14 protein-coding genes are annotated in these 14,851 nt (G+C 62.2%); 4 read left to right on the forward strand and 10 right to left on the reverse strand.

The features are described from left to right. Window positions 1-5 precede the first annotated feature (5 nt). The 3 genes from PFZ56_RS05105 to PFZ56_RS05115 form a co-directional block, all read right to left on the reverse strand. The gene (locus tag PFZ56_RS05105) at window positions 6-2,291 is read right to left on the reverse strand and encodes an ABC transporter permease subunit (RefSeq protein WP_102862318.1); all 2,286 of its coding nucleotides are present in this window, start codon (window positions 2,289-2,291) and stop codon (window positions 6-8) included. Between the two features lie 219 nt (window positions 2,292-2,510). Next, a complete protein-coding gene (locus tag PFZ56_RS05110; protein ID WP_102881328.1) occupies window positions 2,511-3,494 on the reverse strand; it encodes a phosphate ABC transporter substrate-binding protein PstS in 984 nt (327 codons plus the stop codon). 262 nt (window positions 3,495-3,756) lie between these two features. Beyond that, window positions 3,757-5,055, reverse strand: coding sequence for an MFS transporter (locus PFZ56_RS05115; RefSeq protein WP_110594203.1), 1,299 nt, complete (start codon window positions 5,053-5,055; stop codon window positions 3,757-3,759). Between the two features lie 515 nt (window positions 5,056-5,570). Between PFZ56_RS05115 and PFZ56_RS05120 the strand changes: the two genes are divergently transcribed. Together PFZ56_RS05120 and PFZ56_RS05125 are read left to right on the forward strand one after the other, a co-directional pair. Then, a complete protein-coding gene (locus PFZ56_RS05120) occupies window positions 5,571-5,975 on the forward strand; it encodes an acyl-CoA thioesterase (protein ID WP_003229628.1) in 405 nt (134 codons plus the stop codon). 40 nt (window positions 5,976-6,015) lie between these two features. Then, window positions 6,016-6,915: a D-hexose-6-phosphate mutarotase gene (locus PFZ56_RS05125; protein ID WP_170001418.1), complete on the forward strand. Its 900-nt coding sequence runs from the start codon at window positions 6,016-6,018 to the stop codon at window positions 6,913-6,915. A 157-nt stretch (window positions 6,916-7,072) separates the two neighbouring features. Here PFZ56_RS05125 and PFZ56_RS05130 read toward each other — a convergent pair whose 3' ends face one another. From PFZ56_RS05130 to PFZ56_RS05150, 5 genes are all read right to left on the reverse strand, one after another. Then, window positions 7,073-7,609 (reverse strand): DUF3299 domain-containing protein, encoded by a 537-nt coding sequence (locus PFZ56_RS05130; RefSeq protein ID WP_102881330.1) that lies wholly within the window; start codon window positions 7,607-7,609, stop codon window positions 7,073-7,075. Window positions 7,610-7,747: 138 nt separating this feature from the next. Beyond that, window positions 7,748-7,993 (reverse strand): GlsB/YeaQ/YmgE family stress response membrane protein, encoded by a 246-nt coding sequence (locus tag PFZ56_RS05135; protein WP_102862323.1) that lies wholly within the window; start codon window positions 7,991-7,993, stop codon window positions 7,748-7,750. A 108-nt stretch (window positions 7,994-8,101) separates the two neighbouring features. Continuing rightward, entirely contained in the window at window positions 8,102-9,184 is a 1,083-nt protein-coding gene (locus tag PFZ56_RS05140; RefSeq protein ID WP_102881331.1) for a 5-(carboxyamino)imidazole ribonucleotide synthase, read from the reverse strand. Between the two features lie 11 nt (window positions 9,185-9,195). After that, window positions 9,196-9,687: a 5-(carboxyamino)imidazole ribonucleotide mutase gene (gene purE / locus PFZ56_RS05145; protein ID WP_016967060.1), complete on the reverse strand. Its 492-nt coding sequence runs from the start codon at window positions 9,685-9,687 to the stop codon at window positions 9,196-9,198. Between the two features lie 458 nt (window positions 9,688-10,145). After that, window positions 10,146-11,063, reverse strand: coding sequence for a LysR substrate-binding domain-containing protein (locus PFZ56_RS05150; protein ID WP_102862325.1), 918 nt, complete (start codon window positions 11,061-11,063; stop codon window positions 10,146-10,148). 181 nt (window positions 11,064-11,244) lie between these two features. Between PFZ56_RS05150 and aspA the strand changes: the two genes are divergently transcribed. After that, on the forward strand, window positions 11,245-12,669 hold the full coding sequence (aspA, locus tag PFZ56_RS05155) for an aspartate ammonia-lyase (protein ID WP_102862326.1): 1,425 nt from the start codon (window positions 11,245-11,247) through the stop codon (window positions 12,667-12,669). A 384-nt stretch (window positions 12,670-13,053) separates the two neighbouring features. On the opposite strand, the gene PFZ56_RS05160 is transcribed toward aspA, so the two are convergent. Beyond that, window positions 13,054-13,398 (reverse strand): type II toxin-antitoxin system RelE/ParE family toxin, encoded by a 345-nt coding sequence (locus PFZ56_RS05160; protein ID WP_103291506.1) that lies wholly within the window; start codon window positions 13,396-13,398, stop codon window positions 13,054-13,056. Between the two features lie 14 nt (window positions 13,399-13,412). After that, the gene (locus PFZ56_RS05165; protein WP_025131512.1) at window positions 13,413-13,661 is read right to left on the reverse strand and encodes a prevent-host-death protein; all 249 of its coding nucleotides are present in this window, start codon (window positions 13,659-13,661) and stop codon (window positions 13,413-13,415) included. 603 nt (window positions 13,662-14,264) lie between these two features. On the opposite strand from PFZ56_RS05165, the gene PFZ56_RS05170 reads away from it, so the two are divergent. Further along, complete coding sequence (locus tag PFZ56_RS05170; protein ID WP_102881332.1) at window positions 14,265-14,618, forward strand: DUF6124 family protein; 354 nt, start codon at window positions 14,265-14,267, stop codon at window positions 14,616-14,618. Window positions 14,619-14,851 lie beyond the last annotated feature (233 nt).

Here is a 14,851-nt window from a genome sequence, read left to right on the forward strand (position 1 = left end):
CTTTCTTAAAGCGACGAGTATTTCTTGCGCAGACGCTGACGAATCAGTTCTGCGAGGGTGTTCATGACGAAGGTGAACAACAGCAGCACCAGCGCCGAGAGGAACAGCACGCGGTAGTGGCTGCCGCCGACTTCCGATTCGGGCATTTCCACCGCGACGTTGGCGGCCAGGGTGCGCAGGCCTTCGAACAGGTTCATTTCCATGATCGGGGTGTTGCCCGTGGCCATCAGCACGATCATGGTCTCGCCCACGGCGCGGCCCATGCCGATCATCAGCGCCGAGAAGATCCCCGGGCTGGCGGTGAGGATCACCACCCGCGTCATGGTCTGCCACGGCGTGGCGCCCAGGGCCAGAGAGCCCAGGGTCAGGCCGCGAGGCACGCTGAACACGGCGTCTTCGGCGATGGAGTAGATGTTCGGAATCACCGCAAAACCCATGGCCAGGCCGACCACCAGGGCGTTGCGCTGGTCGTAGGTGATCCCCAGGTCGTGGGAGATCCACATGCGCATGTCGCCGCCGAAGAACCAGTTTTCCATGAAGGGGCTCATGTACAGCGACAACCAGCCCACGAACAGGATCACCGGAATCAGCAGCGCACTTTCCCAACCATCCGGCACTTTCAGGCGGATCGACTCCGGTAGGCGGCTGAAGATGAAACCGGCCACCAGAATGCCGATTGGCAGCAACATCAAGAGGCTGAAGATGCCCGGTAGATGACCTTCGACATAGGGCGCCAGGAACAGGCCGGCGAAGAAGCCGAGGATCACCGTCGGCATCGCTTCCATCAGCTCGATCACCGGCTTGACCTTGCGGCGCATGCCCGGGGCCATGAAGTAGGCGGTATAGATCGCCGCTGCCACGGCCAATGGCGCCGCCAGCAGCATGGCGTAGAACGCCGCCTTCAGGGTGCCGAAGGTCAGGGGCGAGAGGCTCAGCTTGGGTTCGAAGTCGGTGTTGGCCGCGGTGGATTGCCAGACGTATTTAGGCTCGTCGTAGTTCTCGTACCAGACCTTGCTCCACAGCGCGCTCCAGGACACTTCCGGGTGCGGGTTGTCCAGCAGCAGCGGCTGCAGCTTGCCACCGGCCTCGACGATCACCCGGTTGGCCCGTGGCGACAGGCCGAACAGGCCCTGGCCATCCACCACCTGATCCACCAGCAGGGTGCGGTGGGCGGTGCTGTGGAACACCCCGAGCTTGCCGGCGGCGTCCAGGGCAACGAAGCCCTTGCGACGCTCTTCGGCAGTGATTTCAACGATAGGCGCGGTGCCCATCTGGAAGGTGCGGATCTGCTTCAGGCGCAGTTCGCCATCCGGGTCGCGGGCCATGAACCACTGGGCCAGGCCACCCTTGGAGGTGCCGATGATCAGCGAGATGCCGCCCACCAGCTGGGTGCTGGCGGTAACTTCGGTGTCTGCGTCTTCCAGCAGTTTGTAGCGACCGTTGAGGCTCTTGTCCCGCAGGCTGAACACGTCGGCCTGGGCCCGGCCATTGATCACATACAGCCATTGCTGGCGCGGATCGATGTACATGGCCTTCACCGCCTCGGTCATCTGCGGCAGCTCGATGCGGCTCTGCTCGCTGGTGACCTCGCCAGTCATCATGTTTTCTTCGCGGGTCAGCTTCAGCACATGCAGTTGCGCACCGGTGGAACCGGCGATGATCAGCGACGAATCAGTGGCGTTGAGGTTGACGTGCTCCAGGGCACCGCCCTGCTCGTTCAGGGTGATCGGGCTGTCGCCGTAGGGGTACTCGATGGCCGGTGAGATGGTCTTCTTGCCGTCCGGGTAGCTGACCTTGTAGGTGTGGCGGAACACCAGGGCCTGACCGTTGGACAGACCGACCACCACCAGCGGATTGCCGGGCTGGTCCTTGCCGATGGACACCACGTTGGCGCCGGCCGGGATCGGCAGGTCGACCTTGCGCAGCTCGGCACCGCTGTCGATGTCGAAGAACAGCGCCTGGCCCTTGTCGGAGACGCGCATGCCGACCTGGTTCTGCTCTTCCAGGGAGAACATCAGCGGCTTGCCGGCGTCCTGCATCCAGGCCGGGGTCAGCGGGTCCTTGACGGTCAGGTCGGCGCCCTGGAACAGCGGCACCACGACATAGGCGAGGAAGAAAAAGATCAGGGTGATCGCACCCAGTACCGCCAGTCCGCCAACAAGGACGTACCAGCGGGTCAGGCGGTCTTTGAGCGCGCGAATGCGACGCTTGCGTTGCAGTTCAGGCGTATTGAAGTCAATGCGCTTGGGGGGAGAAGTCGTAGTCATGGGGGAATTGGCCAGATCATTCATGCGCACACCCTAGCGATCCTGTATGACAGAAAGATGACAATGCAGTGACGCAGCAAATCCGCCACGTGGCAAAGCCGGCAGCGGGTTGAAAAATGAGGTTGCAGGAGCCGGCTGGCCGACGAACCGGCCTTGAGCCTGGGTCGCCCTTGCGGGCGCTGCCGCCCGGCCTGCTCCTACGAAAACGAGAAGGTCCGGGGAGCCCGGACCTTCTGCGGCGGCTTATGCGCCTTCTTTCAGGCCCAGGTCAGCCAGGGCCTTGGCGGCCACCTTGGCTGGCAGCGGGATGTAGCCGTCCTTGACCACTACTTCCTGACCCTGCTTGGACAGGACCAGTTTCACGAACTCGGCTTCCAGCGGGGCCAGAGGCTTGTTCGGGGCTTTGTTGATGTAGACGTAGAGGAAGCGCGACAGCGGGTACTTGCCGTTCAGGGCGTTTTCTTCGGTGTCTTCGATGAAGTCGCTGCTGCCTTTCTTGGCCAGGGCCACGGTCTTCACGCTGGCGGTCTTGTAGCCGATGCCCGAGTAGCCGATGCCGTTCAGCGAGGAGCTGATGGACTGCACCACCGAAGCCGAACCTGGCTGCTCGTTGACGTTAGGCTTGAAGTCGCCTTTGCACAGGGCTTCTTCCTTGAAGTAGCCGTAGGTGCCGGATACCGAGTTACGGCCGAACAGTTGCACCGGCTTGTTGGCCAGATCGCCCTTCACACCCAGGTCGCCCCAGGTTTTTACGTCAGCCTTGGCGCCGCACAGACGGGTGGACGAGAAAATCGCGTCGACCTGTTCCATGGTCAGGTGCTGGATCGGGTTGTCCTTGTGCACGAACACCGCCAGGGCGTCCACGGCCACCGGGATAGCGGTTGGCTTGTAGCCGTACTTCTGCTCGAAGGCCGCCAGCTCGGTGTCCTTCATCTTGCGGCTCATCGGGCCCAGGTTGGAGGTGCCTTCGGTCAGCGCAGGTGGCGCGGTGGCGGAACCGGCGGCCTGAATCTGAATGTTGACGTTCGGGTATTCTTTTTTGTAGTTCTCGGCCCACAGGGTCATCAGGTTCGCCAAAGTATCGGAACCGACGCTGGACAGGTTGCCCGACACACCAGTGGTCTTGGTGTAGCTCGGGATAGCAGGGTCAACAGCGGCAACCGCGTGGGCAGTCGCAACGCCAGCGGCGACAAAGGTCATTGCCGCCATCAAACGCTTCAGTTTCATGCCTTACTCCTAGCAGATAGGGTGTGTTAAGTCGGGGCCAAGTATCTGTAGGCCGTGTGAACACTCTATGTCCGGAATATGACAATTAGATGAAAGGCCAGCACTCCTGAACGCAAGCTGGCCTTTCTTTATACGGCGATAAAAACCTCTGTAGCCGCTGCCGAAGGCTGCGACCGACCCGCAGGGTCGCGACACTCTTCAGCGCCCAGCAGGGCCTGCGGCCCTGTCGCAGCCTGCGGCAGCGGCTACAAGATGGCGCAGATCAGCGGCCCTTGGCCCACAGGTACAGCCCCACCAGCAGGCCGATGCCGCAAATGATTGCCACATAGTAAGCCGGCCCCATCGGGCTTTCCTTGAGCAGCCAGGTCACCACCATCGGCGTCAGGCCACCGAAGATCGCGTAGGCCAGGTTGTAGGAAAACGACAGGCCGCTGAAACGCACCACCGCCGGGAACGCCTTGACCATCACATAAGGCACCGCGCCGATGGTGCCGACAAACAGACCGGTCAGGGCATACATCGGGAACAGCCACTGCGGGTTATCCAGCAAGCCGTGATAGAAGGTCCAGGAGGTGGCCAGCAGCAAGGCGCTGCCGAACACGAACACCTTGCCAGCGCCGAAACGATCCGCCAGAACCCCGGAGATCACGCAGCCCAGGCTCAGGAACACAATGGCCACGCTGTTGGCTTCCAGGGCGGTGATGGCCGGGAATTTATAAACGGTCTGCAGCACCGTCGGGGTCATCAGGATCACCACGATGATCCCGGCGGACAGCAGCCAGGTCAGCAGCATGGAAATGACAATGGCGCCACGGTGATCGCGCAGCACGGTGCGCAGGGGCAGCTCTTCGGCCAGGGCCTTGCGCAATTGCAGCTCGGCGAACACCGGGGTTTCGTGCAGCAGGCGGCGCAGGTACACCGAGAACAGGCCGAACACCCCGCCCAGCAGGAACGGAATCCGCCAGGCGTAGTCGGCCACTTCCACCGGGGTGTAGATGCTATTGATGGCGGTGGCCACCAGCGAGCCCAGGAGAATGCCGGCGGTCAGGCCCGCCGTCAGGGTGCCGCAGGCGTAGCCGATATGCCGCTGAGGCACGTGTTCGGAAACGAATACCCAGGCGCCTGGCACTTCTCCACCGATGGCCGCGCCCTGAATCACCCGCATCAGCAACAGCAGGATCGGCGCCCATAAGCCAATCTGCGCGTAGGTCGGCAAGAGGCCCATGATCAGGGTCGGCACCGCCATCATGAAGATGCTCAGGGTGAACATCTTCTTGCGCCCCAGCAGGTCGCCGAAGTGCGCCATGACGATCCCGCCCAGAGGACGGGCCAGGTAGCCGGCGGCGAAGATGCCGAAGGTCTGCATCAGGCGCAGCCACTCGGGCATGTCCGCCGGGAAGAACAGCTTGCCGACCACGGTGGCGAAGAACACGAAGATGATGAAGTCGTAGAACTCCAGCGCGCCGCCCAAGGCAGACAGCGACAGGGTCTTGTAATCACTACGGGTCAAGGGACGGGCGGGCTGCGCTGGCTGCGCGGCGCTCGAGGGCACAGTGGTCATGGCAAGGGCTTCTCTTATTAGTCGGTTCCGGCAACCGCAACAGCGCTGGTTGGGGCCTGGCAGGTTCGGCACGATAGCAAATTGTTCGAATGCGTACACAGCGGCGCACAAATGACTCACAAATTTGCGAACTGAGTGGGTCGTCGCGGAGTCTATCGACCGATATACTCGCAAACCTCGAAGCGCAAAGCCGCTTCTGGCAAGGGTTGCTGTACGAAAACCCGTTGTCCTCATGCGCTGTGAGAACGTAGCGAGCGAAAGCAAGGCAAGGCAGAAACAGGCACGGATGCGGAGTCTACGTGTTGTAAATGAGCAATCCGTGCCTGTTTCTAACGCAGTATTGCTGAGCGCAGTAGTTCTCACAGTGCATGAGCAGCCGATTTCGCAGAGTTTCCCTATAGCACGCCTTAGAAAGAACGTGACGAACGCAGTGTGTTCGGGCTGAATCGTTTTTCCTGAAGACGGCTATTCACCTGAAGTCACCATGAAGCGTCACGGGTCAGAGGCCCCTCGGCATGATAGAACTCGAACAAGAAGATCCAATCCCGCAAGGCGACCTGGCCCTGCAAATCACCGCTTTGCCCCGGGAAACCAACGGCTTTGGCGATATTTTCGGCGGCTGGCTGGTGGCGCAGATGGACCTGGCGGGCACCGCCATGGCCAGCCGCGTCGCCGGTGGCCGAGTCGCTACCGTGGCCATCGATCGCATGGCGTTCCTGGTGCCGGTGGCGGTGGGCGCGCAACTGTCCTTCTATACCCAGACCCTGGAGATCGGCCGCAGCTCGATCCAGATGATGGTGGAAGTGTGGAGCGACGACCCGCTGTCCAGCGAATGGCGCAAGGTCACCGAGGCGGTGTTCGTGTTCGTCGCCATCGACGGCAGCGGCCGCACCCGTTCGGTTCCGCCCCGAGCGCGCTAGGTTCCTACAACGCCCAAGCCACCCTAACGAGAACCGCAGCATGCCCACGCCCCACGTTGAAACAGTGAAACTGGATGAACTGAACTGCTGGCGCATCCGCCACGGTGATGCCGAACTGCTGGTGGCCCAGCAAGGCGCGCACATCCTCAGTTATCAAGTGGCCGGGCAACAGCCGCTGATCTGGCTCAACGACGAGGCGCAGTTCAAGACCGGCAAGAGCATCCGCGCCGGGGTTCCGGTGTGCTGGCCCTGGTTCGGCAACTTTGCACGCAACCCGCAAAGCGTGCAGGCCATGCGCCAAAGCGCTGAACCGGCACCGGCCCACGGCCTGGCGCGGGCCAGCGACTGGGAACTGCAAGGCATCGAAAGCGACGGCGACAGCTTGCTGGTACGGCTGCGCCTGCCCTGCCCCGCTGGCGGCTTTCCTGGCTGGCCCCATCAGGTGGAACCGAGCCTGAGCATCCGCCTCGACGAGCAACTGCACATCAGCCTCACCAGCCATAACCTGGGCACAGAAAGCGTGAGCATCAGCCAGGCGCTGCACAGCTATTTCGCGGTCAGCGATGTGCGCAAGGTGCAGGTCGAAGGCCTGGACGGGCTGAACTACATCGAAACCCTGGAAGACTGGACCACCAAGGTCCAGAGCGGCGCCCTGCACTTTAGCGGCGAGACCGACCGCATCTACCTGAACGTCCCGGCGCAGCTGGATATCGTCGATCCGGACTGGCAACGACGGATTCGCCTGAACAGCGCAGGCTCGCGCACCGCCGTGATCTGGAACCCCTGGATCGACCGCGCCGCGCAATTTGGCGACATGGCCAACGACGGCTGGCAGCGCATGCTGTGCATCGAGACCGCCAACGTGATGGACGACATCGTCACCCTGGCACCTGGCGCCCGCCACACCCTGAGCGTGAGCATCAGCGCCGCCCCGCTCTGACCCCACCTAGCTGCGTAGGAGCTGGCTTGCCAGCGAAGAGGCCCTCAGGACCGTCAGCGTTCTTGAGGCCGCTTTCGCCGGCAAGCCGGCTCCTACAAATGCCTTCAGCGGTCCAGTTCAACAGAGCCGTTTGGAAGGCACATTCAGCGCTGCGGCTTCAGAGATCCGATTCCTGCACCACCCGCACCTTCGCCGCATCCAGGGCGTAGGCCGCGTCGGCCAGGTCATTGCTGACCGTCTCGATCTTCAAGGTGCCGGTCACCCACAGCGGCGTGTAGATGTCCTCCAGCTTCACGCCCTTGGGAAAGCGCACCAGCACCAGCTGGTTGGGCGGCGGTGGCGGCACGTGGATGCAGGCGCCCGGGTACGGCACCAGGAAAAACAGCGTGCTGCGCCCCTTGGCATCAGCCTCCAGCGGCACCGGATAGCCGCCGAGGCGGATCTGCTTGTCGTTCATCGCCGGCACGGTCTTGGTGGAATACATCACCGCCGGCAAGCCCTTGCTCTGCTTCAGGCCGCCCTTTTCGGTGAAGGTGCCATTGGCTTCGGGGGAGTTGTGGTCGATTTCCGGCATCTGCTCCAGGGCTTTCTGGTCCGACTTGGGCATCAGCTCCAGCCAGTCGGTTTCCGGCAGTTCGCCAGCCTGGGCCAGGCCGCAGCCCAGCAGAACAAAGGTCAATAGAAGACGGCGCATGAGAGGGTGGCTCGGTCAAAAAGGAAGGACGGAAAAACCCGGGCATTCTAGTGCCCAAAGCGTCGGCTGCGTTGAAGTTTCAGATGAAGAAAAGGGCTCCCCTCGGCACGAGCGGCAGAGGGGGCTTGCAGGGGGGAATCAGCTTTTCTTGACGAAGCCGTAGATCACCAGCAGGACGACCGCGCCCACCAGCGCACCGATGAAACCGGCGCCCTGGCCAGCCTGATAAATACCCAGCGCCTGACCGCCATAAGTGGCCGCCAGCGAGCCGCCGATACCCAGCAGGATGGTCATGATCCAGCCCATGCTGTCGTCTCCCGGCTTGAGGAAACGCGCCAGCAGACCAACGATCAAGCCGATGAAAATGGTTCCAATAATGCCCATGGCTGTTCCTCTGTAAGGGGGGGATCAAGCCAAAGCCTAGCCAGCACTTTGGCATCCTGCTATCAGAGAACGGCGGGAAACGAAGGTTCCCGCCCGCCGGAGGATTTGTTACTCGGCGATCAGCGCTTGCACCTTGAGGATCTGCGCTTGCAGGGTCGCCTGATCGGCGCAACGCAGATTGGCGTGGCCGACCTTGCGTCCGGCCTTGAAGGCCTTGCCGTAGTGATGCAGGTGGCAGTCGTCGATGGCGATGACTTTGTCCACCGGCGGCACTTCGCCGATGAAGTTGATCATGGCGCTCTCACCGACCTTGGCCGTGGAGCCCAGAGGGAGACCGGCTACCGCCCGCAGGTGGTTTTCGAACTGGCTGCACTCGGTGCCTTCGGTGGTCCAGTGCCCGGAGTTGTGCACCCGCGGGGCAATCTCGTTGGCCTTGAGGCCGCCGTCGACTTCAAAGAACTCGAACGCCATCACGCCGACGTAATCCAGCTGCTTGAGCACGCGGCTGGAGTAGTCCTCGGCCAGGGCCTGCAGCGGGTGATCGCTGCTGGCCACCGACAGGCGCAGGATGCCGCTGTCGTGGGTGTTGTGCACCAGCGGGTAGAAACGGGTTTCACCGTCACGGGCACGCACGGCGATCAGCGAGACTTCACCGGTGAACGGCACGAAGCCTTCGAGCAGGCAAGGCACGCTGCCCAGTTCGGCGAAGGTGCCTGCGACGTCGGCGGCGCTGCGCAGGACCTTCTGGCCCTTGCCGTCGTAACCCAGGGTGCGGGTCTTGAGCACGGCCGGCAGGCCGATGCGCGCCACGGCGGCGTCGAGATCCGCCTGGGACTGGATGTCGGCAAACTCCGGGGTAGGAATCCCCAGGTCCTTGAACATGCTCTTCTCGAACCAGCGATCACGAGCGATGCGCAGGGCTTCGGCGCTCGGGTAGACCGGCACGAACTGCGAGAGGAAGGCCACGGTTTCCGCCGGCACGCTCTCGAATTCGAAGGTCACCAGGTCCACTTCATCGGCCAGCTGGCGCAGGTGGTCCTGGTCGCCGTAGTCGGCACGCAGGTGTTCGCCCAGGGCAGCGGCGCACGCATCCGGCGCCGGGTCGAGGAAAGCGAAGTTCATTCCCAGCGGAGTCCCCGCCAGGGCCAACATGCGGCCCAACTGGCCGCCACCGATTACACCGATCTTCATCGTCAACAACCTCAGGCGACGCGCGGGTCTGGATTGTCCAGGACGCTGTCTGTCTGTTCAGCACGGAATTTTTTCAGCACCGCATGGAACTGCGGGTGCTTGGCGCCCAGGATGCTCGCCGAGAGCAGGGCCGCGTTGATCGCGCCCGCCTTGCCGATGGCCAGGGTGGCCACGGGGATGCCGGCGGGCATCTGCACGATGGACAGCAGCGAATCCACGCCCGAGAGCATCGACGACTGCACCGGCACGCCCAGCACCGGCAGGTGGGTCTTGGCCGCACACATGCCCGGCAAGTGCGCCGCGCCGCCGGCACCGGCGATGATCACCTCGATGCCACGCGCCTCAGCCTCTTCGGCGTACTGGAACAGCAGGTCCGGGGTGCGGTGTGCGGACACCACCTTCACCTCGTAAGGGATGCCGAGCTTTTCCAGCATATCGGCGGTGTGGCTAAGGGTGGACCAATCGGACTTGGAGCCCATGATCACGCCAACCAGTGCACTCATCGTCGTGCCTCTTCTCTCTGGGCGCCCGCGGGCGCGTCAAAAACAACAAGCCACGCGAAAATGCGTGGCTTGACTGTACGAATTATGGCCGGACGAACCGGCCGAAGGCCGCGCAGTATACCGAAAAAGCCGCGCTAAACGCACTTTCGCCGACCATCTGTCGAACAAAGTATTTCCGGCGCAAAACCCCGGTTTTATTGACTCTGAAGTCAGTCTCCCCGAACTGAAAACCTCTCGCAGCCTGACCAGTTCCCTGTAGCCGCTGCCGCAGGCTGCGAACGACGGCGCAGCCGGCGCCAGAGCTATATCCCCAATCCTTCAGACACTTCGCAGCGCCAGGTTTGGCGGCCCCTGCGGGGCCGAGCGTCCGAACGCGGCCCGAACCTGCGGCAGCGGCTACAGGGTCTGGCGTTGCCGACGCGGAAAATCCCTCGCGATCTGCAACACCGGCAACAGGCTCATGTGTTGCCCGTCGCTTGTGCGGCGGCGCCTTCCAGCTTGCGCCAGAGCAAGCGCACGTTGGCCTTGCGCACCAGGGCGCAGCGATACAGGCGGATCTCCAACGGCACATGCCATTGCGCACCACCACAGACCACCAACTCGCCCCGGGCCAGTTCGGCGCGCACGCTCAATTGCGGCACCCAGGCAATGCCCAGCCCTTCCAACGCCATGCTCTTTAGGCTGTCGGCCATGGCGGTCTCATAAACCGTGGTGAAACGCAGGTTGCGCTGGCGCAGCAGCAGGTTCACCGAACGCCCGAGAAAGGCCCCGGCGCTGTACGCCAGCAACGGCACACTGGCCTCGCCTTCCAGATCGAACAGCGGCTTGCCCTGGGCATCGGCAGCGCACACCGGGAGCATCTCGGTGTGCCCCAGGTGCAGCGAGGGGAAAATTTCCGAGTCCATCTGCAAGGCCGCGTCCGGGTCATAGAAGGCCAGCATCAGGTCGCAGCCGCCTTCGCGCAGGGCGTGCACCGCATCACCGACGTTGGTGGCCACCAGCCGCGTGGCGATGTTCAGCCCTTCATTGCGCAGTTGCGCGATCCAGCGCGGGAAGAAACCCAGCGCCAGGGAGTGGGCCGCGGCCACCTGCATCACTTCGCCCTGGCCGCCTTCCAGATGGTGCAGGTGACGCACCACCTCGCCGAGCTGTTCGACCACGGTGCGCGCGGTGACCAGGAACAACTGCCCCGCCGCCGTCAGTTCCACCGGCGTGCGCGAGCGGTTGACCAGGGTCAGGCCCAGGGCTGCTTCCAGGCTGCGGATGCGCCGACTGAAGGCCGGCTGGGTCACGAAACGTCGCTCGGCAGCCTGGGAAAAGCTGCGGGTGGCGGCCAAGGCACTGAAGTCCTCGAGCCATTTGCTTTCCAGATTCATCACGTCCTCCCGGACACGCACCATTTTAGGTCACACGCTCGCCGGCAAAGCGGCGTCACACCGGCATTATGCCGAATATGCATAGCCCAGTGTTTAACAGCATTGGCCCAAAAATTCCCTTCGGCCTAGGATTCGCAGCGTTCCCGGCACAGACCGGGTCCCTACCGAGATGATCTCCGTCATGTCCTCCGCTGCATCTTTCCGCACAGAAAAAGACCTGCTTGGCGTACTCGAAGTACCGGCTCAAGCGTATTACGGCATCCAGACCCTGCGAGCGGTGAACAACTTCCGCCTCTCCGGCGTTCCGATTTCGCACTACCCAAAACTGGTCGTGGCCCTGGCAATGGTCAAGCAGGCAGCTGCTGACGCCAACCGCGAACTGGGTCATCTGAGCGAAGCCAAGCATGCGGCCATCAGCGAGGCCTGTGCCCGTCTGATCCGTGGCGACTTCCACGAAGAGTTCGTGGTGGACATGATTCAAGGCGGCGCTGGCACTTCGACCAACATGAATGCAAACGAAGTCATCGCCAACATCGCGCTGGAGGCCATGGGCCACAGCAAGGGCGAATACCAGTACCTGCACCCGAACAACGACGTGAACATGGCGCAGTCCACCAACGACGCCTACCCGACCGCGATCCGCCTGGGTCTGCTGCTGGGCCACGACGCCCTGCTGGCCAGCCTCGACAGCCTGATCCAGTCGTTCGCCGCCAAGGGTGAAGAATTCAGCCACGTCCTGAAAATGGGCCGTACCCAGCTGCAAGACGCCGTGCCGATGACCCTCGGCCAGGAATTCAAGGCCTTCGCCACCACCCTGGGTGAAGACCTGGCTCGCCTGAAGACCCTGGCGCCGGAAGTGCTGACCGAAGTCAACCTGGGCGGCACCGCCATCGGCACCGGCATCAACGCCGACCCGCGCTACCAGGCCCTGGCCGTACAACGCCTGGCCACCATCAGCGGCCAGCCGCTGGTACCGGCTGCCGACCTGATCGAAGCCACCTCCGACATGGGCGCCTTCGTGCTGTTCTCCGGCATGCTCAAGCGCACCGCGGTCAAGCTGTCGAAGATCTGCAACGACCTGCGCCTGCTGTCCAGCGGCCCACGCACCGGCATCAACGAAATCAACCTGCCAGCGCGTCAGCCGGGCAGCTCGATCATGCCTGGCAAGGTCAACCCGGTCATCCCGGAAGCGGTCAACCAAGTGGCGTTCCAGATCATCGGCAACGACCTGGCCCTGACCATCGCGGCCGAAGGCGGCCAGCTGCAACTGAACGTGATGGAGCCTTTGATCGCCTTCAAGATCTTCGACTCGATCCGCCTGCTGCAACGCGCCATGGACATGCTGCGCGAGCACTGCATCACCGGCATCACCGCCAACGAAACCCGTTGCCGCGAACTGGTGGAGCACTCCATCGGCCTGGTCACCGCACTGAACCCGTACATCGGCTATGAAAACGCCACCCGTATCGCCCGCATCGCCCTGGAAAGTGGCCGTGGCGTACTGGAACTGGTGCGCGAAGAAGGCCTGCTGGACGACGCCATGCTCGACGACATCCTGCGTCCGGAAAACATGATTGCCCCGCGCCTGGTTCCGCTGAAAGCCTAACCGCCGCGCCCCCGAAACACGCAACACCGCTCACCAGGTTGAGGGACTAGACACCTCTCACCTTTTGAGGGCTTGGAGATACGTCTCCAGGCCCTTTTTTTTGGTTTTCACGAAGTCCCGGAAACCCAGAAACAAGACCGCCTATTGTTCAGCGCCGACCCTTGGTGGAGCGCCGTGATAGTGCGGAAGCTGTGCACAGTTTCGCTTCATGACAGACGCAGCGCTGCCCCCCTCTCGCCCTTCACTTTTCGAAATTTCGAACAAGATGGAGAGTGGCGAACGCGTGAATCTAATTTCCATAGAACGTATTGGTGAGACCCCTTCCCGGTCCTAGTGCGGGTGACACGCTCAAACACCCCATCGGAAGGCTCACACCCACAATCGTTAATCGGTATGCAGCAGGCAGTAACGAATAAGTGCCTGCTCGACGCTTTGCTTATCCCGCAGCACCAGCCCAATCACGATCGCCTGATCCGCATCTACGATTTCGTAGAACACCCGGTATCCATCGGTGTTGAGCTCACGGTAATGCAAAATGCCCAGGTCGCTTGCTTGAGGGCTGACTGGGTAGCCTAACGGGGCGGACAAGAGCTTGTCCTGAAGAGCGTCAATCACAGCATCCAGCCGCTCAAAGGCGGACTTAAGGTCGCTATAGTCGGCCAGATGCACGATCTGGTCTTCAATGCTTTGCTGTGCGGTTTCGGTGTAGCGGATGGTCAGTGTTGACATCTATCCCACCCTTTTTATTTGTGGGCAAACCTCTTGCTCAGGCGGGCCTTGAGCTCATCAGTCGAACAATGCTTGCCTTGGGCGTACTCGCGCGAACTGACTGCGAGCAATTTCACCAACGCCACTGCCTCGTCGCGGCGCTTACGCTCAACGTAAGACTCGACAACGTAAACAGGCACACCGTTTTGCGTGACGACCATTGGTTCCTCTAAAGGAAGGTCGGATGCGTATCGTTTTAAAAAGCTGACCGTTTCAACTCGCATGAGTGAAACCTCCTACATTTGGCGACGTGCTCGCCGCCCTGCTATGAACTGATCCTGTGCGAATTCGCCGCTCAGGATGCCTAACGCTCACTATGCAGGATCGCAATCATCCTGCCGGCTTGAACCCTACACTATATTCAGCCCAAATATAGACCGATTATCGAATCCTGATTTCACTGAATATCAAATCATTTTTCTGCTCCTATGATTGACCGGTGTGCCGTTTTTTTACCTGGAAAAAAGCCGCGATTTGTCAGGCGATGCCGCCCGGCATCGAAGCGGATTCGCTTTGTTTTGTAGGGCAAATCCGAGAGAATCCCCCACGCCTTTGAGCGCCTTGTACCCCTTCGAACGATCAGGCAGTCTCCCGGTGCCGCTGCCAAATCAGCGGCCCGGATGTGGAAGTTCGGACCTGAGTAAGCATGAGCGCTCATGAGCATGGCTCGACGCATTGTCGTCGGCATCGCTTTATGGCGGTTGTGCGCGGGACACCTTCGGGTGTGCTGGGTTACTCAGTCCCGGTCTTCCACACCCTCGCACAACTGCCACCCCTCATGTGGAAGTGAGCTCGGCAGTCCGTTAACTACTGAGTGAGTGACCGTCATGAAAAAGCTCGTCCCCGACCCACCCTTGTCCACCGATCACCCACGCCGCGACCCGGAGCTGGACCGCGCCAACGCCAACCTGCTGGCCGCCTTGCACGGCACCCGCCATCGCCCCTTCGGCCTGCGCGACGCCCAGGGCCACCCGCTGTTCGCCGTGCAACCCCAGGTGAATGCCGAAGACGCCCTGATGCACGTTTCCTTGCTGCTCAAATGCGCCGAAGAGGTGTCCGATGAAATCACCGAACGGGCCAGCGGCATCGAGCGCGGGCTGATCTGGTCCATGGTGCATTCCGTGGAAATGGCCCGCGCCGTGGTGGACGCCCTGCTCGACGGCGCCCGCACCACTCCCTGACGCAACCTGTAGCCGCTGCCGAGCCTGCGAGGCTGCGAAAAGGTCCGCAGGACCTTCAGCGACCTTGAGAACCCCACGTCCCTTCGGGCCGTTCGCAGCCTGCGGCAGCGGCTACACCACCCAACCTGAACTACGACCGCGACCTCATTTGTAGCCGCTGCCGAGCTCGCGAGGCTGCGAAAAGGTCCGCAGGACCTTCAGTGACCTTGAGAACCCCGCGCCCCTTCGGGCCG

It is taken from the genome of Pseudomonas danubii, from assembly GCF_042980055.1.
Taxonomy (GTDB): Bacteria; Pseudomonadota; Gammaproteobacteria; order Pseudomonadales; family Pseudomonadaceae; genus Aquipseudomonas; species Aquipseudomonas danubii.

What these genes read in the sequence shown, in the direction of transcription:
- PFZ56_RS05105 (WP_102862318.1), bottom strand. Translation starts at nt 2,291, where the DNA reads ATGAATGATCTGGCCAATTCCCCCATGACTACGACTTCTCCCCCCAAG.
- PFZ56_RS05110 (WP_102881328.1), bottom strand. Translation starts at nt 3,494, where the DNA reads ATGAAACTGAAGCGTTTGATGGCGGCAATGACCTTTGTCGCCGCTGGC.
- PFZ56_RS05115 (WP_110594203.1), bottom strand. Translation starts at nt 5,055, where the DNA reads ATGACCACTGTGCCCTCGAGCGCCGCGCAGCCAGCGCAGCCCGCCCGT.
- PFZ56_RS05120 (WP_003229628.1), top strand. Translation starts at nt 5,571, where the DNA reads ATGATAGAACTCGAACAAGAAGATCCAATCCCGCAAGGCGACCTGGCC.
- PFZ56_RS05125 (WP_170001418.1), top strand. Translation starts at nt 6,016, where the DNA reads ATGCCCACGCCCCACGTTGAAACAGTGAAACTGGATGAACTGAACTGC.
- PFZ56_RS05130 (WP_102881330.1), bottom strand. Translation starts at nt 7,609, where the DNA reads ATGCGCCGTCTTCTATTGACCTTTGTTCTGCTGGGCTGCGGCCTGGCC.
- PFZ56_RS05135 (WP_102862323.1), bottom strand. Translation starts at nt 7,993, where the DNA reads ATGGGCATTATTGGAACCATTTTCATCGGCTTGATCGTTGGTCTGCTG.
- PFZ56_RS05140 (WP_102881331.1), bottom strand. Translation starts at nt 9,184, where the DNA reads ATGAAGATCGGTGTAATCGGTGGCGGCCAGTTGGGCCGCATGTTGGCC.
- purE (WP_016967060.1), bottom strand. Translation starts at nt 9,687, where the DNA reads ATGAGTGCACTGGTTGGCGTGATCATGGGCTCCAAGTCCGATTGGTCC.
- PFZ56_RS05150 (WP_102862325.1), bottom strand. Translation starts at nt 11,063, where the DNA reads ATGAATCTGGAAAGCAAATGGCTCGAGGACTTCAGTGCCTTGGCCGCC.
- aspA (WP_102862326.1), top strand. Translation starts at nt 11,245, where the DNA reads ATGTCCTCCGCTGCATCTTTCCGCACAGAAAAAGACCTGCTTGGCGTA.
- PFZ56_RS05160 (WP_103291506.1), bottom strand. Translation starts at nt 13,398, where the DNA reads ATGTCAACACTGACCATCCGCTACACCGAAACCGCACAGCAAAGCATT.
- PFZ56_RS05165 (WP_025131512.1), bottom strand. Translation starts at nt 13,661, where the DNA reads ATGCGAGTTGAAACGGTCAGCTTTTTAAAACGATACGCATCCGACCTT.
- PFZ56_RS05170 (WP_102881332.1), top strand. Translation starts at nt 14,265, where the DNA reads ATGAAAAAGCTCGTCCCCGACCCACCCTTGTCCACCGATCACCCACGC.